35 protein-coding genes are annotated in these 26950 nt (G+C 32.3%); 2 read left to right on the top strand and 33 right to left on the bottom strand.

Annotated elements, in window-relative coordinates; genetic code table 11:
• Nucleotides 1-6: 6 nt before the first annotated feature.
• From GV828_RS12255 to GV828_RS12155, 21 genes are all read right to left on the bottom strand, one after another.
• Nucleotides 7-5157 (bottom strand): DEAD/DEAH box helicase, encoded by a 5151-nt coding sequence (locus tag GV828_RS12255; protein WP_166537792.1) that lies wholly within the window; start codon nucleotides 5155-5157, stop codon nucleotides 7-9.
• A 276-nt stretch (nucleotides 5158-5433) separates the two neighbouring features.
• Nucleotides 5434-5598, bottom strand: coding sequence for a hypothetical protein (locus GV828_RS12250; protein WP_163409605.1), 165 nt, complete (start codon nucleotides 5596-5598; stop codon nucleotides 5434-5436).
• A 15-nt stretch (nucleotides 5599-5613) separates the two neighbouring features.
• Nucleotides 5614-6351 carry a hypothetical protein gene (locus GV828_RS12245; RefSeq protein ID WP_166537791.1) on the bottom strand — a complete coding sequence of 246 codons (738 nt, stop codon included), beginning with the start codon at nucleotides 6349-6351 and terminating at the stop codon, nucleotides 5614-5616.
• 150 nt (nucleotides 6352-6501) lie between these two features.
• Nucleotides 6502-6852: a zincin-like metallopeptidase domain-containing protein gene (locus GV828_RS12240; protein WP_166537790.1), complete on the bottom strand. Its 351-nt coding sequence runs from the start codon at nucleotides 6850-6852 to the stop codon at nucleotides 6502-6504.
• Entirely contained in the window at nucleotides 6794-7753 is a 960-nt protein-coding gene (locus GV828_RS12235) for an ArdC-like ssDNA-binding domain-containing protein (protein WP_166537789.1), read from the bottom strand. Before GV828_RS12235 ends, GV828_RS12240 begins: the two co-directional genes overlap by 59 nt.
• 2 nt (nucleotides 7754-7755) lie before the next feature.
• Nucleotides 7756-8226 carry a hypothetical protein gene (locus GV828_RS12230; RefSeq protein ID WP_166537788.1) on the bottom strand — a complete coding sequence of 157 codons (471 nt, stop codon included), beginning with the start codon at nucleotides 8224-8226 and terminating at the stop codon, nucleotides 7756-7758.
• Nucleotides 8217-8759 carry a hypothetical protein gene (locus GV828_RS12225; RefSeq protein ID WP_166537787.1) on the bottom strand — a complete coding sequence of 181 codons (543 nt, stop codon included), beginning with the start codon at nucleotides 8757-8759 and terminating at the stop codon, nucleotides 8217-8219. The genes GV828_RS12230 and GV828_RS12225 overlap by 10 nt, the downstream gene beginning before the upstream one ends.
• A 111-nt stretch (nucleotides 8760-8870) precedes the next feature.
• Nucleotides 8871-9170, bottom strand: coding sequence for a hypothetical protein (locus tag GV828_RS12220; protein WP_166537786.1), 300 nt, complete (start codon nucleotides 9168-9170; stop codon nucleotides 8871-8873).
• Between the two features lie 10 nt (nucleotides 9171-9180).
• Nucleotides 9181-9894 (bottom strand): glycoside hydrolase family 19 protein, encoded by a 714-nt coding sequence (locus GV828_RS12215; RefSeq protein WP_166537785.1) that lies wholly within the window; start codon nucleotides 9892-9894, stop codon nucleotides 9181-9183.
• Nucleotides 9894-10049, bottom strand: a complete 156-nt coding sequence (locus GV828_RS12210) for a hypothetical protein (protein ID WP_166537784.1) — start codon at nucleotides 10047-10049, stop codon at nucleotides 9894-9896. The genes GV828_RS12215 and GV828_RS12210 overlap by 1 nt, the downstream gene beginning before the upstream one ends.
• Complete coding sequence (locus tag GV828_RS12205; RefSeq protein ID WP_166537783.1) at nucleotides 10049-10759, bottom strand: peptidoglycan-binding domain-containing protein; 711 nt, start codon at nucleotides 10757-10759, stop codon at nucleotides 10049-10051. The genes GV828_RS12210 and GV828_RS12205 overlap by 1 nt, the downstream gene beginning before the upstream one ends.
• Before the next feature lie 2 nt (nucleotides 10760-10761).
• On the bottom strand, nucleotides 10762-11184 hold the full coding sequence (locus tag GV828_RS12200) for a hypothetical protein (RefSeq protein WP_166537782.1): 423 nt from the start codon (nucleotides 11182-11184) through the stop codon (nucleotides 10762-10764).
• A 2-nt stretch (nucleotides 11185-11186) separates the two neighbouring features.
• Entirely contained in the window at nucleotides 11187-11684 is a 498-nt protein-coding gene (locus GV828_RS12195; RefSeq protein WP_166537781.1) for a hypothetical protein, read from the bottom strand.
• A gap of 212 nt (nucleotides 11685-11896) precedes the next feature.
• Entirely contained in the window at nucleotides 11897-12091 is a 195-nt protein-coding gene (locus GV828_RS12190; RefSeq protein WP_166537780.1) for a hypothetical protein, read from the bottom strand.
• Nucleotides 12088-12897, bottom strand: coding sequence for a hypothetical protein (locus tag GV828_RS12185; protein WP_166537779.1), 810 nt, complete (start codon nucleotides 12895-12897; stop codon nucleotides 12088-12090). Before GV828_RS12185 ends, GV828_RS12190 begins: the two co-directional genes overlap by 4 nt.
• A 1-nt stretch (nucleotide 12898) precedes the next feature.
• Entirely contained in the window at nucleotides 12899-13198 is a 300-nt protein-coding gene (locus GV828_RS12180; protein WP_166537778.1) for a hypothetical protein, read from the bottom strand.
• Between the two features lies 1 nt (nucleotide 13199).
• The gene (locus tag GV828_RS12175) at nucleotides 13200-13574 is read right to left on the bottom strand and encodes a hypothetical protein (protein ID WP_166537777.1); all 375 of its coding nucleotides are present in this window, start codon (nucleotides 13572-13574) and stop codon (nucleotides 13200-13202) included.
• A 54-nt stretch (nucleotides 13575-13628) separates the two neighbouring features.
• The gene (locus GV828_RS12170; RefSeq protein WP_166537776.1) at nucleotides 13629-14195 is read right to left on the bottom strand and encodes a hypothetical protein; all 567 of its coding nucleotides are present in this window, start codon (nucleotides 14193-14195) and stop codon (nucleotides 13629-13631) included.
• Nucleotides 14196-14232: 37 nt separating this feature from the next.
• Complete coding sequence (locus tag GV828_RS12165) at nucleotides 14233-14901, bottom strand: hypothetical protein (RefSeq protein WP_166537775.1); 669 nt, start codon at nucleotides 14899-14901, stop codon at nucleotides 14233-14235.
• Between the two features lie 11 nt (nucleotides 14902-14912).
• Nucleotides 14913-15647 (bottom strand): hypothetical protein, encoded by a 735-nt coding sequence (locus tag GV828_RS12160; RefSeq protein WP_166537774.1) that lies wholly within the window; start codon nucleotides 15645-15647, stop codon nucleotides 14913-14915.
• 11 nt (nucleotides 15648-15658) lie between these two features.
• Nucleotides 15659-16519 (bottom strand): transglutaminase-like domain-containing protein, encoded by an 861-nt coding sequence (locus GV828_RS12155; RefSeq protein WP_166537773.1) that lies wholly within the window; start codon nucleotides 16517-16519, stop codon nucleotides 15659-15661.
• Between the two features lie 364 nt (nucleotides 16520-16883).
• Here GV828_RS12155 and GV828_RS12150 point away from each other — a divergent pair, with 364 nt between their 5' ends.
• Nucleotides 16884-17342 carry a hypothetical protein gene (locus GV828_RS12150; RefSeq protein ID WP_166537772.1) on the top strand — a complete coding sequence of 153 codons (459 nt, stop codon included), beginning with the start codon at nucleotides 16884-16886 and terminating at the stop codon, nucleotides 17340-17342.
• On the opposite strand, the gene GV828_RS12145 is transcribed toward GV828_RS12150, so the two are convergent.
• From GV828_RS12145 to GV828_RS12100, 11 genes are all read right to left on the bottom strand, one after another.
• On the bottom strand, nucleotides 17339-17560 hold the full coding sequence (locus GV828_RS12145) for a hypothetical protein (protein ID WP_166537771.1): 222 nt from the start codon (nucleotides 17558-17560) through the stop codon (nucleotides 17339-17341). The genes GV828_RS12150 and GV828_RS12145 overlap by 4 nt on opposite strands.
• A gap of 222 nt (nucleotides 17561-17782) precedes the next feature.
• On the bottom strand, nucleotides 17783-18124 hold the full coding sequence (locus GV828_RS12140; protein ID WP_166537770.1) for a hypothetical protein: 342 nt from the start codon (nucleotides 18122-18124) through the stop codon (nucleotides 17783-17785).
• Nucleotides 18125-18135: 11 nt separating this feature from the next.
• Entirely contained in the window at nucleotides 18136-18747 is a 612-nt protein-coding gene (locus tag GV828_RS12135) for an ATP-binding protein (protein WP_166537769.1), read from the bottom strand.
• Between the two features lie 11 nt (nucleotides 18748-18758).
• Nucleotides 18759-18899: a hypothetical protein gene (locus GV828_RS13215; RefSeq protein WP_235935468.1), complete on the bottom strand. Its 141-nt coding sequence runs from the start codon at nucleotides 18897-18899 to the stop codon at nucleotides 18759-18761.
• Between the two features lie 79 nt (nucleotides 18900-18978).
• A complete protein-coding gene (locus tag GV828_RS12130; protein WP_235935467.1) occupies nucleotides 18979-19539 on the bottom strand; it encodes a hypothetical protein in 561 nt (186 codons plus the stop codon).
• A 14-nt stretch (nucleotides 19540-19553) separates the two neighbouring features.
• On the bottom strand, nucleotides 19554-19841 hold the full coding sequence (locus GV828_RS12125) for a helix-turn-helix domain-containing protein (protein ID WP_166537768.1): 288 nt from the start codon (nucleotides 19839-19841) through the stop codon (nucleotides 19554-19556).
• Nucleotides 19842-19931: 90 nt separating this feature from the next.
• Nucleotides 19932-22010 carry a hypothetical protein gene (locus GV828_RS12120; protein ID WP_166537767.1) on the bottom strand — a complete coding sequence of 693 codons (2079 nt, stop codon included), beginning with the start codon at nucleotides 22008-22010 and terminating at the stop codon, nucleotides 19932-19934.
• Nucleotides 22011-22016: 6 nt separating this feature from the next.
• A complete protein-coding gene (locus GV828_RS12115) occupies nucleotides 22017-22862 on the bottom strand; it encodes an RteC domain-containing protein (protein ID WP_166537766.1) in 846 nt (281 codons plus the stop codon).
• Between the two features lie 413 nt (nucleotides 22863-23275).
• Nucleotides 23276-24148, bottom strand: a complete 873-nt coding sequence (locus tag GV828_RS12110; protein WP_166537765.1) for an alpha/beta hydrolase — start codon at nucleotides 24146-24148, stop codon at nucleotides 23276-23278.
• Nucleotides 24149-24159: 11 nt separating this feature from the next.
• Nucleotides 24160-25227 carry an alkene reductase gene (locus GV828_RS12105; RefSeq protein ID WP_166537764.1) on the bottom strand — a complete coding sequence of 356 codons (1068 nt, stop codon included), beginning with the start codon at nucleotides 25225-25227 and terminating at the stop codon, nucleotides 24160-24162.
• Nucleotides 25228-25243: 16 nt separating this feature from the next.
• On the bottom strand, nucleotides 25244-26167 hold the full coding sequence (locus GV828_RS12100; RefSeq protein WP_166537763.1) for an NADP-dependent oxidoreductase: 924 nt from the start codon (nucleotides 26165-26167) through the stop codon (nucleotides 25244-25246).
• Between the two features lie 103 nt (nucleotides 26168-26270).
• Between GV828_RS12100 and GV828_RS12095 the strand changes: the two genes are divergently transcribed.
• Complete coding sequence (locus GV828_RS12095; protein WP_166537762.1) at nucleotides 26271-26639, top strand: winged helix-turn-helix transcriptional regulator; 369 nt, start codon at nucleotides 26271-26273, stop codon at nucleotides 26637-26639.
• Nucleotides 26640-26690: 51 nt separating this feature from the next.
• Here the strand turns inward: GV828_RS12095 and GV828_RS12090 are convergent.
• On the bottom strand, nucleotides 26691-26950 hold a 260-nt coding region (locus tag GV828_RS12090), incomplete at its 5' end, for a tyrosine-type recombinase/integrase (protein ID WP_166537761.1).

The raw sequence follows: 26950 nt of genomic DNA, 5'->3' as shown, positions 1-26950 counted from the left end.
GATTCGCTATTTCACTTTTCTAAAAATATCTTTTCGCCTTGTAATCAATTCTTCAATTGGCTCCGTATAATGCCAACGAATGACATCACAAGCTCCTTCATTAAGAATTTGATTGATCTTTTGATCCCGTTTTTTCACCTCATCTTTATCATGAACAGAGCCATCGCAAAATACAAGTGTATTTCCAAAGCTGTTTTTATAGACAAAATCAGCACTGATGTAATAATGATCTAAATTAACTTGTGCTTTGTCAGGAAGTGTATATCCATTTTCATAAAGATATTTTATGAGTTTAAACTCCGTACTGCTATTTTTGTCGTAAGCAGTCAATAGATATTTGTATTGCTCTTCTCTGTCATTTTCATTTCCCTGAACGATTTCGACTTCACAATCCATTAAATTTTCTATAGTTTCTTTAATATCATAACGATTTAATTGTTGATGATATATTTGATTGTAATAGCTTAATAAATCCTGATAAGTCGCATGAGGTAATTTTTTTCCTTCTTCTGTTTCCTCTCTTGTATCTGCATTAAAATGAAGTATTTCATAACTAGCTCTAAACCATTCTTTCATTTTGATTGGATCAGAAATCAATTGAGATAAGATCCCGAGAGAGCCTTCAGAAGACTCATTAATTAGAATATTAGGTTTCTCCGGATCACCCATGATATTAACAGCTATTTCGCTCTCTTCAACAAGGAATAATTTTTCTATTCCTCTCTTTAAAGCATAACTTAATGAAACCACTTGCTGAGGCGTAGTACCAATATTTCCTAAAGGTTGTATGTATAACACGTCTGAAGTGTCCTTAGTGTATAACATTATCTCTCTAGTATTTTGCTCTAATTCCGAGTTATTTTGAAAATTCCTTTCTTGAACCCAAACTCCATTTCTTTGGTCTATTTTAAACCCTTCGTTTTGAGATCTTCTTGCTTTTTTATTTACTTTAACAAGATTAGCCGTTTTACTGAAATAGAGCTGTAATAGTTTTTCACCTCCTTTTTTTAGTAAGACAGATTCTGTATTTTCGATACCCTGAGGGAAGTTAAAATATGACAAAATTTCATAACCAGATCTACTTCTTTCTTCCTCGATACAAGAAATTTTTTGCAGTGGAATTCCTTCACACTCTGAGAATTCAATGATATTTGAATATACACTTATTGCATCTCCTTTTAACTGACTTTTGCTAATGGGATCAATATTGGCTGCTTTAATTTCTTCGTTAAAATAGGCATAACCTGTTTTATTTGAAACCAAGATTTTCTCAGTGGCATTATCCAAATCAGAAACCATCATCCTATTAATTCTAAATTTACTACCAGAATGATAAACAGTGTTGGCAGGGCCAAATTCAGATAATGCTAAATTTCTTGGACGTGAAAGTACCTCAACGTCGTCTCTATAACTTTTTCCTAATACAGCTCTTACCGGTAAACGTGTAAAATTATAACCAGGTAAAAAACCTTCTGCTGCTAAATATCGAAACACATAGAATTCGGAATTACTTGAATTTTGCTGTGCCTCATTTTTCAACAATGCAATTTGTTTCCTTGCAAATCGTTCTTGTTTAGAAGCCTCTTTTCTTTCTTCACTATCTGCTTTATAAGTATGATTATCTAAAATTGCTTGCGCTTTATTTCTTAAAAAACAAGCATTTTGAAACATTCTAATCCATCTCGTAAATGTATTGGAAAACTGTGAAGGGAATTTTTCAATTTTACATTCTATCCATCGTTTGGTAAACCAATTGGTGTTTTTTAATTCAGGTAATAATGATAATGTAATTTTTTCAAACTCATCTAACAAGTTGGCTTTGTTTATTGAGCATAAATGTTCTATTCTTTCTTGGATATCTTTTTTAATGAATATTTTTTGTTCATTATTAAGATCTAAAACATCGGCTACAGATGTTTTTAATTCAGTGATCTCTAAATTCATTAGTAGAAAAGCATTTAAATGCGAGGCTATTAATTCTTCATTAATAAGATCTATTCGCGGAGGCTGGACAGTTCCCGCAACCATTTCGGTTGAATTTTTAAAATAATTTACATCATGAGGAGACATTGTTGAACAATATGTAAATACTAATGCGGTTTGTCCTCCACGACCAGCACGACCGCTTCTTTGAGCATAATTTGCTGCATTAGGAGGCACATTTCTCATGTGTACAATATTCAGATTAGCAATATCAATACCTAACTCCATAGTAGGGGAACAAAACATAGTTGAAATTTCTCCTTTCCTAAAAGCTTCTTCTCTTTCAATTCTTTGACCAGAACTAATTTGACCTGTATGTTCTTTTGCTATTAGTTCTTTATTGATTTTTGTAAAGTCAGTTTTATATAGATTTTGAAAATAGACATTAGGTTTTAAATCTGTCAATTCGGTTTGAAAGTTGAATCTTGTATGATCTAATCTGATCGTCACTTGATCACCTTTCACCCATAATAATTGATCGGCTCTAAGTTTATAATAACTTATTTCTGGATTTCTTTTATCTTGTTCTACTGTTATGAAATTTGTATTGTGTAAAAGATTCAATAAACTTTGAATAAATACTTCATAATTTTCTCTGTTCAATTTGTCCAGTCCTTCTTCAACTAGACAACGATTTATATACTTTCCAAGATTAGAACGATGTCCCATGGAAATTATATACTTCCCTTTGGGTCTTGGGGAAGGAATTGAAACAACCATTTCGGTTGGTTTATCTAATTTCTCGTTATAATCAAGTGACCATAAAGAATCAGGATGAAGTCTATCTCTCATCAATGATTCATTATTCGCAACATCTTTGAAAAACTTATGATCCAATGCAAAATTGGTTCTAAAATAATCTAAAATATTTCTTAGAAACTCTTTTCGTTTTTCTTTAGATATACTAGTTAAATATTCAATACTTTCAAATCGATCATCTAAATCTACTAATCTATCAAGATTTTTATAATCAATTTCTAAGAGAGCTACTTGTTCTAAGTTTGGCAAGGTATAACGCCAACCTCTTTTTAAATCTTGAAAAATTCTATACTTTAAATATTCTTTTAACGCTTCAATGTTTCTTTCGTCTGGAAAACTTTCATCTTTAGAAGGATACAACGCATACTGAATTTCTTTTAGATTAAGACTTTGAAATAAAGACTCTGCAATTTCGAATATTTCTAATGGTTTACCAGAATTTTGCAAAGCATTAAATAAAGCTGCTCTTAAACGGATAGTTGCATAAAAATCATTAAAATGACCTGCTTGCAAAGAAGCATCTTGTCTGTTATCTGTGAAACTTAATAACTTTTGATCTTGAACTGATTCCGCTTGATTTGCTAAACTTTTCACTACAGCATAAGATATTACAGATGTGGCGGTACTTCTGCCTTCAGATCCTAATCTTGATAATTTTGTGAAGTCACTGGTTTTACTGTCTTCATATATAATTTGAGCTGTGGGATCAATTCTTAATTTTGCCGGAATAAAATAACCTTTAATTGGATAATTTGGTTCAAATGAAAAATGTCCATCACTATTAAAATATATTTCATGAGGCATCAGCATTTTATAATATGGCTGTAAGTCTGTACCCTGTTTATTTAACCATTCTGAAGGCACCAAATCCCTATAATCAAGATTCCAAAATTCTTCTCCTTCATCTAACAAAATATATCCATACTTAAAGTCTCTGATGTCTGGATTTTTTTGATTTATATCTTCTTTCTTCTTATTAACAAATTCTTTGTTTGGTATTACAGGTATTAATTCACCTTCATCTATATTTAATTCCACACAAATAAAATCATAACCTGAGTAACGAGAAAATAAAAGAGGATATAACTTTTTCTCTTTTCCTTCTATTTTTAAAAATGGTTCATCTGATGAAGCAATTGTTCTGGTGTTTCTTGGTTCAAGTGTTACTGAAATCGAACCTGTTTGTGAAATAAACTGATGGAAACGAAATGGTAAAAATGATTTTCGAGTACCTTTTATCCTATTTTCTTCGTTGATTCGCTCTGCCCATCTTAAAAGATTAATTAAACTTAATTTAATTTCTTCTTTTTCAAGCGAAGTTTCAAGGTTTATTTTTTCCGCAATTTGATCAATATTAAGCGGCTTTCCTCTTTCTAATATACCATGATTAGATTTTAGGGCAACATTTATCTCAAGCCAATTTGCTAGATCATTAATCACAAAATCATCTTCATTGCCTTTTAAATCAACACCTTGTCTTACAGCATTTGCAAGCATAAACGGATTTATCTCTTTTGCTTGTGTACAAGGTTCTAAATACTCATTGATTATATCTTTTGAATTAAATTCTTGTCCAAAAATCTGAGTTGCCACTGCAGCCACTTTTTCCTTTTTCTCTTCAGGTGATCCTTGAGAGGCCATTGTTGCAGATGTACCGATAAATATCAGTTCATTTTTAGCTAAAGCTTGAACTCTTCGATTTAATAAACTAACATCTGCACCTTGTCTTCCTCTGTATGTATGCAATTCATCATATATCAGATATTTAAGATTCTCTTTCATCGAATCTCTTAACCATTTTTCTGACTGACGCGTCATGATTAATTCTAACATCATGTAATTAGTCAAAATGATATCTGGCTGATCATTTTTAATTTTTTCTCTTATATCGCCTGCCTCTTGGCCTGTATATTGAGCAAACGAGATTGGAAAATCTTCCCCATAAGCATTTGCATATTTTTTAATTTCTTCAAATTGAGAGTTAATTAAAGCATTCATTGGATAAACCAAAATTGCTTTTACACCTTTCTTTTTTTCAGAGCCAATTTTGAATAAATCATTAAAAATTGTAGCCAAAAAAGTTAATGACTTTCCTGATCCAGTTCCAGAAGTAACCACAAATCCTTTGCCTTTAACACCCAATTCAATAGCCTCAACTTGATGTTTATATAATCTATAAGATCCTAATGCTTTAGTTAGATTTGGATGTAATACTTTTTCATTGATTAGCTCTTCGAAAGTCTTTCCTCTTTCAAATGAAGGATTAAACTGAATCAAAGGATCTGGTATAATATTTTTAATCAATGTTTCATTTTGAATATAATCTAGTATTCTTGAATCATTAATATTTATAAAAGATTGAAGATATTGCTTGTAATCATTTATTACATTGGCATGTGTAATGAATGCATCCATTGAGTTAGTTCTTAGTATTTATTTAGAAAAAATGTTAATCTGTAAAACTAAATCTTTTTTTAAGAAAAACCTATAAATTTGTTAAGAGTTTACACCATTATTAAAATGGTTAATATATGCATTTATTACATCTTAATTTTAACAAAAACAACATTTTAAGAATTAATATCGCATATCGCAATATGCAATATTAGAACTTTAGTCATGTATTAAATAATACAAAAAACCGCATCACATCTCTGCAACACGGCTTTCCCAATCAACCCAAATCAAAAACTATTTCTTTGCTTTTGCTTTCACAACTTTACCACCTTTGACGTAGCGATAACCCTTTTTCAGAGTTCCATCTTTTTTAACACCTTCACGTTGAATTACACCACTACAAAGCTTTTTAGCTGAGATTCTTTTTTTACCTTTTGATTTTACTTTTTTTGCTACCATGATTTATGATTTTAGTTATTTGACTTTAAATGATAATTTCTTCTTTTTGGGTTCATAGACTACTTTTTTATAGAACATTGAATATTTTAAAGTGAGGTCATTCCCTCTGTTTTTTTCAAGTGAAGCAAACCTCTGTTTAGGATCTTGATGTGAGGAACAATGAATTACTGAAGTTGGGTTGTGCGCCATTTTATTACCGCCGTACATCGCTCCGTTTTCCTTCACTTGAGAAATGAAACACCAAATAATTTTCGGGTATTTTGTTCTCAAATAATTTAATTGATCAGCTGTAATTTTTAAATCCGTAACCGAATCCGCAATAATGACTTTAACCACCTTACAGAATCCTTGTAATTCCTCAAAAGGATTTTCTAAATAACCTTTTATAGCTATGTATTTTCTCCCTGTTTCAGTAGTATTCCGGTTGATGTTATCTACGGTATCCTTACTCTCAATTCCTCCTTGTTCATAATCGATATAAGCGACTGGCGTTTGTTGTTCTCCAAAAGCATTGGCAATCTGCATAGCCAATTGCGATTTTGAACTGTGCTTGTTGCCCTTTATCAGAATTAGAGCTTTATGAGGCTGTTGTTTTTGTAAAAACTTACCAATCTCGCCACCAAGAACAAATATATCTTTAGCCTGTTGTGGAGCTGAATTAGCAGAAATAAAACCAAGCTTTTCAAGTTCATTAAGGCTTTTATCCTGATTAGAAACAACTGTCTTTTCTCTTCTTTTTACAACAGCTGGCACAGTTCTTTTTCTGTTTGATTCCCTATTTTTACTTACCACAACTGAGGCTGAAAGTCCTGCTTTTTTAGCTTTGGTAACTTTAGGTTTTACCTTTTTCTTTCCTGGTCTTTTTGATGCAACTTTTTTAACCTCTTCTTTCTGTATTTCCGTTCATTCACTTTCTGTATTCCTGCCTAATATGTAATTGACAGCTTTTTGAGATTGTGCAGAAGCTTTCAAGAAAAAGCGGTTATCATTTTCTAATTCGCTCACCAAAACTGTATTCCAATTTTTAAGATACTTAGCCGAGTTCTCTTTAGTCTGAAATAATATTCCTGATTCGGAACACATAAAAACCGCTCCGAGTTCCGCAATGAGTTCCTCAAAAGCATAAGGCTTACTTCCAAAAGTTCCGGTCATATCCCTGTTCAACCTTTTTTTCGCTCCAGTTGAATGTGTCAACTCATGGAAATAAGTGCAGTAATAAGAAGCTTCCTTTTTGAAAGCCTTGATATTTGGCATATATTAGTTTATCCGTGGAAGGCTGATAATAAGCTCTATCTCCAACAAAAGTGTAAGTAGGTGGGTCTTTATAACCATCTATAAGATTTTGAGCCTGCTCAATTGGATTCACATTTTTATTGCCTGTTGCTTCAGGAAATTTCAATCCTGTACAATCATCTGCTCTGAAGACATTGTAATATTTAATTACTGGAATCTTGGTAAGATGCTCTCTTAAATCTTCTTTAGTTAATCCATTGGCTTTTACAAACTCGGCAAACTTTTCCCTATCGGTAGTTTTGAACTGTAAAACACCGTTATCAAAGCTGAAAATCATTGTGTAATAAATCACACGTCTTGCTTTGCTGTCTTTCTTTAAACTTGCGCCTGTTTCTTTGATCTGATTAAATGTTAAGTAATAAGGCTGAATAAACTTAATTGGTACTAAATAGCCTTTACCTTCTTTATCAAACTTTATGTCAAAATTGAGTAGAAAGTTTGCTCCGGTATATTCTTTCTTGCTAACATAATTTTTAGCTGCACCATCAGAACCTGAACCAACCCAATCTTTTTGCCAAGGCAAATGCCCGACTTTATCAATTGTATTGATAATCAAGTCTGTGATATAACTGTAAATATCATCAGGAGAAACTCCATTTAGTCCACCTTCTGAATCTTCTTCAGATATGTATTCTAGTGTTGGAAGAATGATTCTTTGTTCTGCACCACTAAGTCCAGGAGGTTCTATTAATTGCGTTAGCTCAATAGTAAAAAGTGTATCATTATTTTGCTGTAAAACTTTACTAATCCGACTTGCAATAATCGAATGCCTCTGCTTTTTAGCTCTTGTTAAAAGAGATTTCAAAACGGAACGTTTTACAGTTTTACCGTTAAGATTATTGAATGATGATATTAAATCCATGCTTACTTTATTATTGAATACTCTTTACCTAAAACTCCCAAAATTGTTTCGGTCTGAACATCATTTACACTTCTTATCTGTGAGAGACTTTGCCAATTGGAAATATTCTCCAGTATTGGAATTTCTACAATCAGATCCTTCAGTACATGTTTTCCTTTGGCAGGAATTGATAAAAAGGATTTATTGACTGTGATGGTAGCAATTCGCTTGGCTGTTTTATCTTTGAGAATAATTCGTTTAACAGTCGCAATAACTCCATCAGGACTGAAATTGTCTCCTGTAGGGTTGTAGATTGTAACATCCAAATTAAAGCGCATCCGTTTGAAATTAATATCGAAGTTTCTAATTCCCGTTGGTAATGCTTTTAGTTTTTTCATTATTTCTTTCCACTTATTGAATTTACTGGTGTACCATAATGCACCAATGCCTAATAAAGCCCCTGTGATTACGATATGTTTTGCTCTTATATCCATACACTTGATTTTTTTCTGATGTAAAAGACAATCCTAAACCCGATATAGAGTAATGCCAAAATCCCTAATCCCATTAAAAATTTTTCCAATTTTGATAAGGGTTTTTCAACCACAACAGGAATTTTTTTAACCTGGATAATTGTCTTTACTTTTTCATCATTAACCGCCATATTTTCATTTTTGGTTTGAGCGATTTGTACATAAAACTCTAATTGCTTTTTAAGTTTGTCGTAAATGAGTTTATAGCTGTTATCTCCTGAATTTTTAGCAGTATTCAGCTTGGATAAAATTTCATCTACCTTGGCATTTACCAAACTATCAAAAACTGCATTTCCTGTTTGACTCTGCACAATCGGAGTAACTAACTTATCATCAATTGCCTGATTGATAACAGTATTTTTGATACTGTCTCTTTTCTGAATTTCATTTTTGAGCAGCGTGTTTTCCTGCTTTATTTTTTTAGCCGAAGAACAACTTGTAAAAACCATACTGGAAATGATAAACAAGGCGATATAGTGGATTGATTTTTTCATGGTTTTGATTTTTTTAAATAGACTTTTATAACAAAAAATAGTAGTTCCGAAACCTCTATTACCTGAATCAAATCGACTTCATAATAGACACTGAGAATTGCAATAATTTTGTCAAAGGTTTTTCTTTTCATTTCCCTTGTTATTCAAACAGCCAGAACATCGCTTTTGATATTCCTGCAATTGTTCTTTAAGGTTTTTAATTTCAATAGTGTTTTCATCAATAATCCGCTGCATTTCTTCAAACTTCTTGTCCGTAACAATTGACATTTTGGTGTAAATCGAATCGATGGCTTCTAAAGCTGAAGCTTCATTTTTTTTCAGTTCTGAATTCCTTGACCTCCAAGCAATGTATATTGAAATCAGGGTTGTTGAACCCAAGAAATAGTTTAGTATGGTTTCTATCGGTAACATATTTTATACTTTATTTAGTTTTAGAACCAAAATCGAGCACCCTAGTAAAAGGGTTGTAGAAGCTATAAACAGATTTACTCTTCGATTTGACCGTTCTCGGACTCGCTTTTTTTTTTAATATCCCAAGTGTGTCAATGCCTGTGTAATAATTTAGCTGTTTGACCCGCTCAGAAAAATTGGTAAGACCACCGTTGATTTTCTTGTTAATTGATGTGATATTATTGGTGTCTGCAATTGGATTAAGCTTGAATCTTACACTCCAAAACCAACCTGCAATATCAATTGCAATGTCAGGGCGTGAAGCCAAATCAGGGTTTGAAATGACATCGACTCCTGAATAATCTTTATAGGCTTGATAGTTTGCCCTACCTGTTAACTGAATTAGTCCACGTCCTCTAAATCGCCAACCGTCACCAACTTGTGTATTACCTAAATTAACTTTTCCCCATTTTCCACCATACACAATATTGGCGATGGCTTCCTGATTGGCTTTGCGTTTAGCTGTTCTCCCGTAAAGGTTAGCTTGAGCAACCGAAATCTGATTCGTTCCAAAAGTTTCAATAAGTCCAGCAGGTGTGTAATTCAAATTCTCTGATAGCTTTATAAATCCGCCCGTTTCCTCGTGAAGTTGTGCTAAAAAATGCGCAACACGTTTGGGAGTATTAATCGCATACTTTTTAAAAGCCTTCAAAAAAGGGGTACTATTTGATAATAAAAATTCCATTACAATTGTACTTTTTTGGGTTCAACATTGGGTTTAACATTGGGTTTTTCGTTTGATTTGGATTCTATTTTAGGTTTAGATTCATCACTCATTGAAGCGATAATGATTGCGCCCAACACGCCTAAACCAATCCATACTCCTGTACTTGTATTCATTATCTCCAGTCTTTAAGTCTAATTTGTTTTATTCCTTTTTGAGTGAAAAGAGCATTCTCAGTATTTCTTCCAAAATCACCATCCACCTTGACTTTTAATAAAGCTTGGAGTGTTCTTACATCCATGCCTTTACTACCTTTTTTAAGAAGCATAGTTTTATCAATTCCTGATGTCTCAGTTACCGCTTGAATAGTTGGTAAAATCTTTCCAACAGGCTTTATTACGCTGTGGTCAGCAATCCAATAGATGGCATTTAAAAAAGTTCCATCTCTTTGAGCTACATAGCGATATGTTCCATCAGGTCTTTTGCCAACCCAAATAATTTTACCGATTTTATCGCCTTTTTTAAAAGTGGCTTTTCGAATTCCCTCACTGGTATAATTTCCGTCTGCCATCTTCCTTGCATCATAGGTTTTTGTTCCATTAAATCCTGAAGCCATCACTTCCTGACCTATGCTGTATCTAAATGCATCAGCACTTCTGACAGGAGGTTCTGATATTGTTTTCACAGGAACAATAGGAGCGGTTGCCAATGTTGGAGTTCGTATAGGCTTCGGTGTTGCAACAGGTAAAGATTCATTGCTTAAATCTGCTTCAATTTCTTGACTGATTTCATTATCATTCTTATTTTTTTGAACGAAATAATAAATGCCACCACCAATAGCAAGAGCGATACCACCACCAATCCATATTTTATCTTCTGTGGTCATTCTTATAAGTATTTTGGATAATTTGATTTCAATAATTTATAATCGCTGTCACTTAATTCCTCTTTAAGCCAAACCTTCAAAGGATGCTTAACTGGTGTTTGCCATAATGCGAAATAGGTGTTACCTGTTAGAGTGTTATAATATCTGCTCCCAAAGGCTTTAATGACCCATGAAAACTGTGCTTGGCTAACTCCTGTGAGCGTTGTAAAAATGGTTTTTCGCTTATCGGTATTTGTAAAATTGGCTTCTTTCATAGCATCATAAAGCACGGTGGCTATTTCTTTTGCATTGAAGCTATTTTCTACCGTTCCTTGATTCAAATAAGCATTTCCGTTTTTATCTTTATTTGCTTGAGCTATGGCAAAAAGCAATATTCCCAATCCCGCTACACTAATCGAGATAGGCAGTAATTTTGAACTGTCCATGATTAAAAAAAGTTGGGAATTAAAAAGCGTAACTCCATTAATTCATTTTGGCTGAATTGGTCTCCAAACCATTCAATCAAAGTCATTTTCTTGGATAAGGGATTGATACCTTTTCTAAGTCCGAAAGCATTATGAATCCTCACAAATCCGTTCGGATTAACACCCATAAGATTTTGCTTTACCGATTTAAAACCATTTCCCATTCCATACATCGCACTATAAATCGCTTCGGCTTTGTTCTTCGCCATTCCTGTTGAGATATTACTTGGTTTGTCTCTTCTGTTTTCTTTGAGTGGAGAAAATCCGTTGAAAATCTTCTTGTAAGCAAAGTAACCCACACCTAAAAAAAGTCCCATTTTCAAAACCCCTTTTACTATCGAGACAGTAGCATTTACTCCTGCACTTGTATTTTCGAGGGTCGTTGCAATCGCTTTTTGTCCTTGTGGAGAAGAAGCTACTGCGGAAATTACTGCTGGATTATGTAAACCTTGTCTTTTCATGCTCGTTTCTTGGCTGTAGTATTGCTCCCAATTTCATTTTTACTCCAAAATTTCATTTTGAGCCTTCTAAAGGGTTTTCCCAGTAGTTGGCTCAACTTACTCTTATTGTTTCATCTTTACTTTCTTAGCTTGGAGCAATGCCTACACCTGTGTTTTATCATTGTTTCGCCCGTTCTGTAAATGGAGCATACAAAACGGACTACTCCAACTTTCTACATTATGAACTCTTTAATTGTTTGCCAGCTCTGCGGATCGGTAACCATTGCAATGGCTTTTTTGGATTTCTTCAGCTCCACCAATTTTTCTAAAACCTCATTATCCAAATCGGATAATTCCTGTACTAGCTTAGTTTTCTTTTGCAGTTTGAAAGGATTGGTCTCCTTTATTTTTATACTTATTGTACTCATACTAACATTTGATGTTTTTGTAATAACCCGAATAGTTCCTGTGAAAAAATATTGTTTTCGTTTTTTTCATGGATTTTCTGATAAATAACTGATAACAATGTTATGGTGTCATCGTCAAGTGTTCTGGTAATATCCAAGAAAGCCTTTTTAGCATCCGAATAATTTTCATCTTCCAAATCTTCAGGCGAAGCCATTGCTAAACCGCCACTTTCTACCGGAACATTAAACCCTAATCCTTTTAAAATAATTGGAGCTTGTTTTACTACTCCTAAAAGCATGTTGTTCAAGCTATCGTTACTCTCTTTGGTATATTTTCTTTGTAATTTTTCCTCTGTGAGTTCTTCGTTTTTAGCTTTAAGTTCCCGATTGTATTTTTCAGATTCTTCCAATTTTTTAGCCAGTTCATCCCGATCACGAGCTTGTAATTTCAAGTCGAAGATGTCTGCAATTCCCAAACCCATCAGACCAGCACTTTTTTTCTTTTTCTTCTTCTTTTTTGAAGCTGGCATTGGCTCTTCTTCAGTATCTCTCGATTTAGATTGAATCTCTCCAAAAGTCACATCAAAAGAGTCGCCTTCAATTTTGAAAGCATTTACTCCATTCTTACGCTTTTCCTGAATGGTGAGTTTAGTAAACCCATCACTATAAAGTTTCTCAAAGAATTCTTCACTTGTTCCATACTCATTTTTTATCTGCTCATGGGTAATGTTTCGGAAAATTGGCTTTGAAGTAGTCCTGTCGTAAACCGTTACAGCGCAAAATTTATCGCTTGCCAGTTTATCCATCAAATCATCTAATTGCTCCATTTTAAATTAGTTTTTTGTAGATAAGTAAAATCCTGTTTCGTTCCATATCGCTGGTAATTCCCTTAACCAATCTTGGATCAAAAGTTGATTCGCTTGTCACATAATTGACTTCTAACTTTACCCTTGAAAAAGTGCCATCGGGTGGAATTAATATTTGCTTCTGTGTTGGATAAATAGTAACACCGTTGATAATTGCAATTGTAGTTCCTGTGTTTACAACCGAAAGGCAGGTAACTCCCTCTAAAATGGGAATTTGTTCTTCCCTAAACTCTCTTGTTATAAAAGCAGATTCTACAAACATGCTATACTTTATTAATGTTATTGTTATATAAAAACACTACATGGAATTTTAATGGGACATCACTTTTTAATGGTTCGTCCAAAGCGAAAATGAGTGAATAATCTTTGTTCCCTGTATCGAAATTTAAAGGCTTAAAACTCTTTTCATATTCGCCACCGTTTGATTGTCGCCAGTTATCAATATGAACTGATGGAATGATAGCAATACTGTTATCGTCTTTCATTTCAATAGATATCATTGCACTGATTTTTTTTTCAATTCCATTAGTGTACACTGCAACACCAGTTGTAAAACCAATAGGAAGCTTAAAATTCTCAGATGTATTACTTTCTCCTGGCTTTATGATTGCCTTAACTACATGTTGAATTTGTCGCATACTTTTTAAGATTTAAAAGCCTCAGTTGTTATAACTTCGGCTTTATTGGTTCACTTATTTTTTTGCCTCAGTTACTCTAAATTCTAGTCTTAGAAACATTCCAGAACCTTCTTTTGAAATAGGAACTGTAACACCTTTTGGAAATTCTAATTCTAATTTGAACTCCTCTTTAGCTCTTAAAAGAGGTGTTGTTGCAATAGGTCGGTAATCTTCGTTTTTGAAGTTTTGAACATCGGTAAGTGGCAAATCAATAAGCATGTCATTAGTTTGAATCAGCCTTAAATCTGCGTTTTGTAATTCCGCTGGAAGTGTGTCTCTACTTTGCCAGTCAGCACTTTCAATTTTTAGTCCTCTTGTAGTGAACTGCACTCGGATAGCGTCAATTACAACATCTCTTCCTGAGTTAAGTAGGTTACCATCAAAATTGGTAATCCCGACAACTTTTTTAGTATTGGCATCAACAAGTTCATTAATCCCACTCATTCCATCAACCTTTACATTCAGGTAATAGGTTTTATCTACCAACTTTGTAGCTTGTGGTCTAACAACTTGATTTGTTTGGCGTTGTCTTGCTCCTAAAACTTTAATTGCTCTTTGCAATTGTGGATTTCTATTTTCCATTTTTCTTTATGAATTAAATTTTATTTCTTGTTTTGGGTTACAGAATGTAGTTCCCGTTTTCGTCAATGTATGCTCCTAGGCCTTCATCTTCATAAGCACCTAGACCATCATCTTCATAACCGCTTAAGCCATCCTCAACATAGTTGCCATTTACATCGATATAGCCACCCAAACCATCTTCGTGGTAGTTTCCTGCTTCATCAAAATAGCCTTTTAAACCTTCTTCGTCATAACCGCCCAAGCCATCACCACCATCACCACCATCATAAGCATTCAAACCATTTTCTACATAGTTACCATTGATATCAATGTAACCGCCTAAACCATCTTCGTGATAGTTGCCGTAAGCATCAATATAACCTTGTAATCCATTTACCGCACCCGAAAGACCAGCTGTCTTTTGCATAAATCTTCCGATGGTTGTTTCAGGATTTAGCTTGGAAGCTATTTTTTCAGACGAAAAAATATTCTTTACTAATTCCAGACCATGAGCAATGGAAACTCCGATTGCCGAACCTCTCAAAAGTGAACTTTTGGTATCACTCCCGTTTACTTTTACCGCTAAAAATCCAGCACCAATAGCAACCGCTCCATTAACAACACCTTTTACCGTGTTGGAGGATGTCTCGGTCATAGTGCCTGTAAGACCTCTTGAGAGAGCACCTACAACAACGGCTGAACTGATTGTTATTAATTCTTGTTTCATTTCTATGTTTATTAATTACTTTTTGAACTTGTTGCTAAAAGAATCGCTCCCACAGCTCCAACACCGATAACAATTGGAATAGTATAATTAGGCTTGTCTGTCGTTGAAGTTCCACTTTCGAGTTGTGCTGTTTCTTTTTGTGCTTGGGCTTCTTCCTTTAGATTTTGCACAGGAATATCCTTGACTTTGGAAATTGTTTTAAGCTGTGCATCATTTGGAACTGCCTCACCAGCTTCTGTTGTGCCAGTAGTTAAGGATTCCGCCGTAACTCCTTTTACTTCTGCAATGGTTTCCAATTGAGCAGGCGTAGGAGTCGCATTTGGCATTACTTCTGCTGGTTCGGCAGCTTCAAATGACTGTGGATCACTGATGGTTTGTGGTTGATTACTAATTTTGGAAATAGCATTATTAACCGCAGGTTTTACAATATTGTTTAGTGCAAACTGTCCGACTTTTGTCCCTGCAATTTTTTTAACTTTCATTGCAATTTTTCCAATCTTACCTGCTTTTGCTGCAATTTTGGCCAGTTTACCCGCTTTGGCAATCTTTGAAGCAACTCCAATAGGGGCTGTAGCAGGGAAAAAGCTCATTGCTGTTGTAGCAATAGGAACTACCGCTTTACCAACTTTCACAGCATTTTTAATACTAACATTTTTTAGACGGACATTTTTTTTGAGCATTTTACCGATTTTAAGTCCTCGATTCAATCCTGCATTTAATCCTGTTTGTTCTTCTAATATTATCATAATCAAATTATTTAAAATGGAAATCTTCTACGGGATTGAGTTGTCTTTTTTACTATTCCTTTGAGTCCTCTTTTACTGCCATAAACACTATTGCTTTTGACATAGATATTATAAGCACCGCCTTCACTTGTTGACTTATGAGCAATTGCATCATTACCTAATGATTCTAACATATTCTTTGCTTGTTCAGCACTTCTCGCAAAATCATATAATTCATAAGCTTTTTTACAAGGCTTCTTGGTTACATACCAACCGCTCTTTTTTGGAACAGGACAATTCAATCCTATATGTGGTAATTTCTGATCCATAAAAACATCTTTTTTATCCGTATAACTTGGTTCTTTATTGCTCTGTATTGTGCCATCGACAATGCAATGACCTTTATCTAACATTCCGCTTATTTGATTAAAAGGCACAACCACATAAACATGGGTGAATTGCTTTGGATTAAATTTGGGCTGTTTAATTTGCCTTATGTAATGCTTGATTCCTAAATTCATCAAGACAGAACTGGCGAAAATCGAATAGCTTTTACAATCAATTCCTTCTCTGCGGTTAAACCAACTATTAGCAGGGCTTCTTAAATTCTGTGTTATCCCATCAGCTTGATACTGGATATCGTAATACAAGAAATAATGAATCTTATCGCAGGTCTCCTGAATCGTTTTTCCTTTTAGGATTTGTGATAATTTGGCAACCTGCTTGTAGAAAGTTTCTACCCACACTTTCATCATCGAAACCGAATAAAACGTATCTCCTTTTTTGAGTTTTACCTTTTGTCCTTTAGGTTTTTCGATTAGATGATTAAACTCATCGCCACTTTTTATCCTTCGCTTTAGAATTAAGTTGATTTCATCTTTAGTCATTTTCATTTCATAACTTTCATGAGCAAATTTTTGAAATAAAAAAAACTCGCCTTGAAGTATGACGAGGTATAGTGAAGTATTGAAAAGGTTTATCAGGTATTCAAAAGTATTATCAGATATCATTGCAATTCTATTGCAATGTTATAGTAACCCAATTGCTTTTAAACAAATGAAAAAATTAGAAAAGGAATGAATAATTTGAATTAAATTATTATTTTTGTCTCAGGTATTTTTGGTATGCCTGCTCGTTCGTGCAAAGATTTTATCAACCAATAACCAGATAATATAAACCTTCAAGGCTTATTATCCGACAATAGTATACGAACGCAAACCTCAGGATAATAATCTTTGAAATAAAAGGATTTATATTATGATACCTATTGATTACTTCAAACTTCAAGCAAAAAATCTACACAAAGATTTTAAAACAAAAAGTCCTGTTTTGGACAAAACCACTACTGATTTTCTATACAAATACACACCAAAGTATTTTGATATAGAAATGATTATTGCGGACTTTGGCATTGATGAAGACAATTTCAGTCTTATGAATGCTCAGCATGTCATTGCGAAAATTGCAAACTTTGATAAATGGGCTGATCTATTAAAAGCATCAGCAGCTGAATTGGAGCTTGCAAAATTAATGTATGACTATCAAAACAAAGTTGATAAGGTTGGGTGGTATTTTTATATTCAAAATGCACAATCAATGAATGAAGTCGAGCTTGATACAGAAATTCAAGTTGACATTTTTAAACAGATGGTTATCGAAGAAAACATTTTTGATGATGTGGAAATAGAAAGCTATTTATTGAAGCATAAATATTAGTCATCAAGATAATATCCTTTTGGCAATCCATAAGTTTCCACAAACTCCATGAACTCCAAATGGGGAATTATTTTTGTGTCTTTGGAAATGTTCTTTTCCTTTAGGATTTCATTAATTTGATTTCTAATTTTAGTTTCACTGAACTGATTGCAATACATTGCAATCAGTTCAGCTTTAGTTGCCGAATGCGGAAGTGGTTTTTTATTTATTTTACTCATTTGTTGCCTTGTTTCTGTTAAGTATTCTTTCTCAAATCATTTATTCGGAATAAAATTCTAAAAACCTTATCCTCTAAATATTTCAGTATTCTATTTTTGCCTTTGAAGATAAAATCTAAAAATTGCAATGGAGAGGATATAATGATTGAAAAGCATATTACTATTGCCAATAAATTAAGGCAAACTATTTTAAAGCGATTTTTTACTTTCATAATTTTTGATTTAAATATTGACAAGTTTTTCGTGAATTTTATCAGAGATGGTTTGCATTACAATTCCCTGCTCTTGGGTTCGTTCTTTTCTTTCCCATTGACAACAATAAAGTAGAATAACTGATTGTGTTGGAGTTAAGCTAATATTTGAATCTGCTTTTTTGCTTTCAATTTTTGTTCTAAAAATGTAGAACATACTTTGTAGCGTGTCAATAACAATAATATCATTGCAATACTTTTCATAATCCTTGCAATGATGAATATTATCAACCTTGTTTCGGATGAATTTTAGCAATTCAGATTGTATTATCTCAAGATCTATTTTCTTAATTTTCTTTAAGTTTATTTTCATATTGGTTTTAGTTAGCGTTTGTCTGCTGTACTTCTATCAAATGCAATGAGGTTCAGCATTCCTCTTAATCTTGACCTGATTCGATTTCCGTAAGCTGTTTCTATTTCTGAAGCCGAGAGGTTGGTTGTCAAATGTGTTTGCACTTTTCTTGCAATAAATAGATCATATCTCGAAAGGGTAATCTCAGCCATTACGTTACACTCATTGCCATAGTACTTTAAGTTTTGCTCAACTCCTAAATCATCAAAGCAATAATTTTTATATTCGGTTTGAGAATAACTTCCACGACTGTAGCGGTGTATAATTTCATATCCTTCTTTGATAAATTCAAAACTTATATCTCTGCATGTCTTCAGATAAAATCTATTGTTCTGTTTGGTAACATATTTCATCAAAGTCATTAAAGTTGTCTTTCCACAGCCTACAGGACCCGATAATAGAATCCCTTTTGTCAAATCGATGCCATACTCATTAGTTTTTGTTTCATCTTTCAAAAAATAGGCTACAAGCTTTGTGATATTGAGTGTGTCCTGTTGTTTAAAATGAAACTTGTCTCCATAGTCTTGTTTGCCTTTTTGTTCCAACCAAGCTAGAATTTCCGGATAGTTGTATTGTAAATTCATAGTTGATTCTCTTACAATGGTTCTGCATAATCTTTGTCTTCTTGGATGTGTAAATTATTGGCTCTTGATTGCACTTGGTTCTGAGGTGCATTGATTGAAAATTTAGAAGTCGTAAGTATCCAATTTCTTGCAGCTGCGTTCCAATCTTTCATTTTAGCTTTTCCACCAATTAACCAGCCGTTACTTGTGTAATAATTAAAAAATCGTTCCGCTTCAATCTCAGGGTAGCTTTCAAGTTTGAAAAAATTCTTTGACTGATTCTAAGCTTGGGCTTTCTTTTTTTTTCGCGGAACTTTTTTTTTCTTTTTCAGCGGTTTCTAAAAATTCTTCTTCAACTGAATCTTCTAAATTGTTTTCATTAGATATGTTTTCATTGTTTTTAAATGTTTGTTTATTATTATATATATGGGGTTCAATAACATGTTCAGTAACCTGACCATTAACGTGTTTAATTATTGGCTTTGTCTGTTCATTCATTGAACTACTATTAGGTTTTTTTCCATCAGAAAGATTATGCATTATTACCTCTGTACCATGATACGGATTATAGGATGGTAAGTATTCTATAAATCCAAGCAATTGCAATTCTTTAATACACTTGTGATAGGTTGCTTTTGAGGCAATCCTACTGGCTTTCATCATTTCTTCCCTAGAAATGGTAATCGGGTTTTTAAACCGATTTACATTCCAGCTTTGAAACAATGCTAAATACAAGCTGATGTGAGTAGGATAAATGATTTCTTCATTGCCGATGCAATTAAAAAAACCTGTCAGATGTTTAATGTAATTCATTCAACGGGATTACATTACTTGAAAAGTGTTGAGCCCCTTTTTTGAGTATTACCATTCAGAACTTTTTCGATGTCTGAATAGCTATAATACATTGTACCTCCAATTTTGGTAAAAGTAAGTGTACCATTGATACGGAGGTTTTGCAAAGTGCCTGGGGAAATATTAAGCAATTTTCGAACTTCATTGGATTTGAGCCATTGCTTTACTTGTTGAGAATGAGGTTGAATGAGTTGTTTTAAATCATTCAAAAGGAGACTTCTGAATTCGTTTAAGTCTTCGCGAGTGATAACTTCGATTGCCATAACATAAGTTTTAGATTGTTATGGTACAAAATTGTTGTATTTGAATAGTTTTATTACCCAAGTTATACCCAAGTTGGGTAATATTTTTTATCAAATTGGCTTATCTGACCAATAAAAAGTGAGCCCTTCAATGTCCTCTATAATTACGTGAACATCGTCATCTAAATATTTAGAATATGGACTATCATAGTAACTTTTACCTGTTTTACTACAAGTAGCTTTTTTAATAAAATATGTCATTGTTGGTACAATTCTATTTTCTATAATGTCATCGTAATTTCTGCCATCATTTGGGATTTGTAATTGACATACTAAATTTTCATCTTTAATTATTGGCATTGGATTGTATAGAGTCTCAATAATCTTTCTTTTTATATAAATTACTCCATCATATTGGCAAATATCTTTCAATGCAGGCTTATTTATAAATTGCTCATAATTATAATTAAGATATGTTCTTTGATTCTCTAGCCATAATTTAAATTCAATGCGTTTAGTTGGAATGTTTGTAAATGTATTCATCCATTTAATTAAGTCACTAACATGACCAAAACAACTTAATCGAACTTCTTTTTCTTCTATATTCCATGCAAGTGTGAATGAAATAACAGAATTCAGTTTTCTTTCCACTAGTTTATTAAAAATATTTTTTAGTGCTTCAATTGTTATGTTTAAGTCCTCTATAGGCTCATCAACACTATGAAATATGCAAGGAATATTCCAATATTCGTCTTTGAAATCCCCATATAGAACATCATTTTTTATGAATAATTTTTTACCTAATCGTTCAATTGCTTTTTTGACTTCGATTATATCTTCTTCTATGGCATCCATATTACCATCTCCATTATCAACTACATCATAAATAGAAACGGCATGAGTATGCCCAGAAAAATTATTGTTTTTTTCATGATATGATACTAATAATTTAATTCCCTCATTTTCATCGATTTTTTGAGGAACCAATTCTTCCATTAAAGAAATATTTTCTATTGGTTTTTCAAGTTCAGATTTTGGTTTTTCAGCATTAAAATATTCATAAATAAGAGGATTACTTTGCATATAATGTGTTATCAAACTTTTCCAATCATTAATTTCAATTTTTCCATCTATTCTGAAGAGTTTTTTGTATTGACTTCTTCTTCCAAACTCAGTCATTTTTTGGTCAATTCTTTCAAAATATAAATCGGAATCATATCCTCTTATAGCACCATCAAAGTGGACAAAAGTTGATTCGTTAGTGTCATAAATTGAATGTATGTATCTGCAACCATAGAAATCTTCGAGAGTTGGAGCTTCACTTTCTTTTAACTCTTCTAGTTCAAATTCTCTCAAGTTTTTGTTTATTTTCCAAAAGAATTCTGTTGAAGATAACTGATAATAGTTTCTTTCAAATTCATTTGTAATATGTTTTGTTAAACCGGGTTCAATTTTATCAATCTCGTCAGTGTATTTTGGACCAAACCAATAGTCAAATTCCATTGTTGGTAAAAGTGTTGGAGCATATCCAATTAAGTCCCAATCGATAGCTATTTTCAAAACAACTTCCTCATTATCCTTGAATAACATGAACTTGTCTAAAAAATTATAATGAAAACAGTTGTGTCTTGACAATGATCTTCTGAAAAAACTATCAGCATATATACACAATGGAAGTGTTTTATGAATAAAAATACCCTGAAATTTATAATCAAAGTCTATTAATAAATCTTTAATTGGAATAAGATCATCTTTTACTTTTAAGCTACTTAAATTTTTAAAAACTTTGCTAACAATATCTTCATCAAGAATAGCTAGAGTACTTGAATCTAAATATTTAAAACTATCACTTAAATTATCCTTTAGAATATCATGTAAAGCACCATTGTTAGAGTCAATATCTTCTTTTATATTTGAATAAGCTGAAAATTTTTTGAAATTTAAAATTTGTTTGTTTTCTTCGTCTGTTTCTGGAATTAATGATAAACCTAAATTTCTGACTATTTTAGGTTCAAAATATAAACCGAAAGGAATTATACAGCCAATTGGTCTATGCATGTCATGACCAAGATGCATTGGAACTGCTTTAGTAGATTTATCCCAAACTATATCTTCCATTGCGGAAATAGCAAAGCAACTACCATGTTTGTTTATTTGATCGGAGTTAAGAACAAAAAGGCTTTTTATCATAGTAGGTTATTTTTCATCAGCGTCATCCATTTTTTTGATTAAGCTATCTGTTAGCGAAGATAAGAATTTTGTACGAGAGGTTTTTCTCATTCTTAATTCTAAAAAAGTTCTATAATAATCGCCTAGGTCTATATCAAAAACATATTCTAAATAGTTTGCTATATCTTTAATGTCTGCATTACCATTATTAAAAACTGCCTCAGAGTTTAAAGCATATAATAATTCCGTTAATGAAACTTTGGAACCTGTCCATAATAATTTAATATTTGGTTTTCGTTGTGATTTTTCAGAAGAGTCATTATTCTCAATCATAATTAATTGATTTTCTAAATACAATTGAATGAGATCATTTGCTAAAATTTGAGCAACTTTAAAATCGTGTGAAGTACTAAATGTCGTATCAGTTTCAAAATAATAATTATCTAAGGCTAATTTAATATCAAACTTTCCTCTTTGAAAATATTTATAATCAAGATAACTGCTACCAGAACGGTAATATTGGTAAAATTCTAATTCATTATCAAAGAATGCTTTTAATTTTTGTAATTCATTGTGATAGTATTTCTTTAATATTCGATTTCCTCCATTAGGTCTTTTCATTTCTATTTTAAAGACCATGTTGTAATAAATCAATTTAGAAGTAAATTGTGGTTTAACTTCTTTAAAGAAATGAATTTCTTCAGTATCTGTTTTAAAGTTATTTTTAACAATCACCTTTTTTAAGCTAGCTATAGATGTTAAAATAATTTCTATTGCTTTTTCACTTTTTTTTATTGGATTATCAACTTCTAAATCTATAAAGTTTAGTTGTTCATTTAATTCTATTATTAATTTAAATATTCTTTCGTTCAAAATTTAACACATCTACAGAAATAATAATTATAGATATATATAAATTCAATCTATAAATATTTATTTCTTTATACTTATTTAATATTTTTTGAAAAATGATTCTCCAGATACCGAAAATAAAAAAAAACAGTGGTAAACATTGTCTACCACTGATAAATTTAAAACTATTTTGAATGAATTAAATGCTCAATGCATACAGTTAATATCTAAGTAAAAAATGTAATTACTAAAATAGTTTTAATTATACAAAAAAATCAAGAGTTCATTTTAATTCAGCACTTGTATTGTGCAAGATTTTCGCATCTCTTTTTCAATATTTTTGAGAAATATAAACAGATAATAAATTTAAATTTTTATTTAATATCTGTAATTTTTCAAAGTGATATTATAAAACGTGAACATTTATTATCGTTTTAATTATTTTCTTTGAAAAAAGTTAACATATCTTTGCTCAATTCTTCACAACCTTTACCAAAACTGAAAAAACCATGTGCAGCACCTTCATATATTTTAAATTTCACATCTTTAAAAGACTTTGAAATATGCTCTGCCCAAATTTTGGACGACCTCAGTAGTTTATCTTTTCCTGCACCGACAATAAATAAAGGTGGTAAATTTTTAATATGTTCAAAATCCATTGGCACTATTGGAATATTTGGTGTTGTAGTATTTTCTACATACACTTTATTAAACAATTTTGCACTTGGAAAACCATCTTCAACCCAAGAAACGGTATCATTAACACCGAAAATATCTACTATACTTTTGACTTTGGGCAAATTATTCAAATCAACAGCATCAAGTATTTTCAATAATTCAGGATTAGACAAATATATCCCCAACATCATTGCCAAATTTCCACCAGCAGAATCGCCTATTAAATGAATGGTATCATATTGAGGATAATTTTTCTTTATCCAAACAAATGCTTTTAACAAAGAACGCAATAAAAATGGATGCTGTTGTTCGGGTGCTAATGGATAATTCAAACTAAAAATTGGATAACCAGCATCAGAAAATTTCATCAAAGGTTTTGAATAAAATCCACCTTTACTTCCTGCAACCCAAGCTCCACCGTGAATGTGAACAATTGCCAGACGGTTTTCTTTTATGCTATTTGGTGCTATAAAATCTAATTTTTCATCTTTATGATTTCCATAGGCAAATTCTTGAACTTTCCCTTTTGGAAATACTTTTCCGCCAATTTTTGCAATAAAAGGCATCATCAAATTTCGCCAAAAGAAAACGCCTAATTTATCTTTGAATGTGATTTTTGTTTTAACCATTTTAAAGTATTTTAAGTTAGTCTTGGGTAATCTGTGTAACCTTTTTCTGTAGGAGTATAAAATGTTGATGGATCTAATTCATTAAATAATTCCTTTCTCTCAATTCTTTTATCCAAATCTGGATTTGCAATAAACAAGCTACCAAATGCAACTAAATCATAAATACCTTCTGATAAAACCTTTTCAGCAGAATCTGGGTTAAATCCATTACAGATGATTATAGTATTAGTGAAATTATTTCTTATTGCCTCCATTGTTTTTTCTGGAATAGAAGGATTTATACTTAAATGCAAATAGGCAATGTTTAGTTTGTCAAGTTCCTCTGACAAATAAGAATAGGTTTTGTGAACTTCTTCATTATCATAAACAGGCATATCATTAAAAGTTGAAAAAGGAGAAAATCGTATTGCAACTTTTTCATTTCCAATTGCATCTGCTATTTTTTTAACAATTGATATTGCAAAATGGGCTCTATTAACTACAGAACCGCCAAATTCATCTGTTCGGGTATTTGAGTGAGGATTGAGAAATTGCTCAATTAAATAACCTGTTGCTCCGTGAAGCTCTACACCATCAAAACCTGCCTTGATTGCATTTTTTGATGCTTGTACATATTCTTCAATTACTTGATAAACTTCTTCGGTAGAAAGTGCTTCTGGAGTTGGATACTCTTGCATTCCTTTGGTGTCCGTATATATTTTCCCTTCAGCTTTAATCTTTGAAGGAGCTATTATTTTACTATTGGAAGGAAGATTATCAATATGACCAATTCTTCCTGTATGCATTAATTGTACAAATATTTTGCTTCCATTTTTATGGACTGCATCTGTAACTTTTTTCCAAGCTTCTATTTGTTCGTTAGAGTAAATCCCAGGAATACGGCAGTAACCAAGTCCACTTTCAGAGGGTGAAGTTCCTTCAGTAATTATTAATCCTGCTCCGCTTCGTTGTTGGTAATATTCAGTCATTAAATCATTTGGTAAGTTGTTTATGGCTCTGCTTCTTGTCATTGGAGCCATTACTAAGTGATTTTTTAACGAAAGATTACTTTTATTAAACGGTTTTAATATAATGTTCATTTTTTAAAATTTTAGATTATTCAATTTTTAGTACTACTTTTCCATTCACTCCACCATTCGAAAGAAAATCTTGAGCCTGAGCAGCCTCCTCCAGCTTAAACAACTTGGTTACAAAAGGTTTTAACTTCCCATCTTTTACTAACATTAATCCGTTCTCCAAATTTTTGGATGATAAATCTGAAGAAATAAATCGTGCTTCTATGTTGTGCATTTGTGCCAATTCTTGAGAGGGAGGTTGAGCTATACTCAATAATTTACCTCCTTTTTTCACCACTTCAAACAACTTAACTTGCGTTGGTCCACCAGCACAATCTGCAACTAAATCAATGTCATTTAGTAAAGTAGAAACATCAACCAACTTGTAATCAAAAATTTCATCTGCTCCCAATTCTTTTACTAATTCTAGTCCTTTTCCAGTTGCAGTGGCGTATACATAAAGACCTTTTTCCTTTGCCAGTTGCACCATTGTCGCACCAACTGCACCTGCTGCGCCTTGAATGAGCACTCTTTGTCCTGCTTCTAACTTGCCTTCGGTAAATAAAATACTTTCAGCAGTACCAATGTTTACTGCCAACGAAGTCGCTTCTTCAAACGAAATATTGGTAGGTTTATGCGAAACAAAATACTGATTAGCTATCACAAATTCTGCATAAGCGTTTGCCATAGTAACCGCCATTACTTCATCGCCTACTTTAAATTTTTGCACATTCTCACCTACAGCCACAACAATTCCGGCAGCATCTAAGCCCGGTATAAAAGGCAACTGTACTGGTCGCATTTGTTGCATATAACCTAAACGAATTTTAATATCCAGTGGATTGACACTTGCGGCTTTTACTTGAATTAAAACATCGTCTGCCGTAGCAATTGTTGGTTGAGGAATATTATTGAACGCTATCACGTCCGATGCTCCAAAATTTTGATATTGTATTGCTTTCATTATAAAGTTTATTTAAAAATTATTCGAGAATGCAAATTTATTACCTTTGCCTAAATATTTTATATTGACAAATAATTTGTGTATAGACTAAAATATTAGACTAATGGAAAATAAAGCAATTAGAAAGACAAAAGAATTTATGCCGGGTAATTGTCCGGTGGTATATTGTATGAATATTATTGGTGGAAAATGGAAACCAAGTATTATTCATATGATACGAACAGACAGAAATCGTTATAGTGTTTTACTTAAAAACATAACAGAAATTAGTAAACAAACTTTAACTAACCAGTTAAGAGAATTAGAAACAGACGGAATAATTGAAAGAATTATTTTTCCTGAAATTCCTCCAAGAGTAGAATACAACATAACTGACTATGGAAAAACTTTGCTGCCAATTATTGACAGTATGTATCAATGGGGGCGACAACATATGAAAACAGACAATAAAGGATATTGTGATGAAAAATAAAACTGATTTTAAATTTTATTAGACTAATAAATCTTAATTGAAATAATTAAATCAATTACCAACATTTTTCATTAATTCTTTTGTTGTACTTAGATTAAATTTACTTTTTAAAATTTTCATATCTTCACTAACTTTTCTATCCAAAACTTTTGCATAGTGTTGGGTAGTTCTTAAATTTTTGTGACCTAACATTTTGCTCACGCTTTCAATTGGAACACCATTAGTAAGCGTTACAGTTGTTGCAAAAGTATGTCGAGCGATATGAAAAGTTAATTCTTTTTCAATTTCACAAATTCCGGGTATTTCTTTTA

The organism is Flavobacterium ichthyis (assembly GCF_009915155.1).
GTDB classification, from domain to species: domain Bacteria; phylum Bacteroidota; class Bacteroidia; order Flavobacteriales; family Flavobacteriaceae; genus Flavobacterium; species Flavobacterium ichthyis.
Note: the sequence above shows the minus strand (reverse complement) of the source record. Positions and strands in the feature narration are given on the sequence as shown.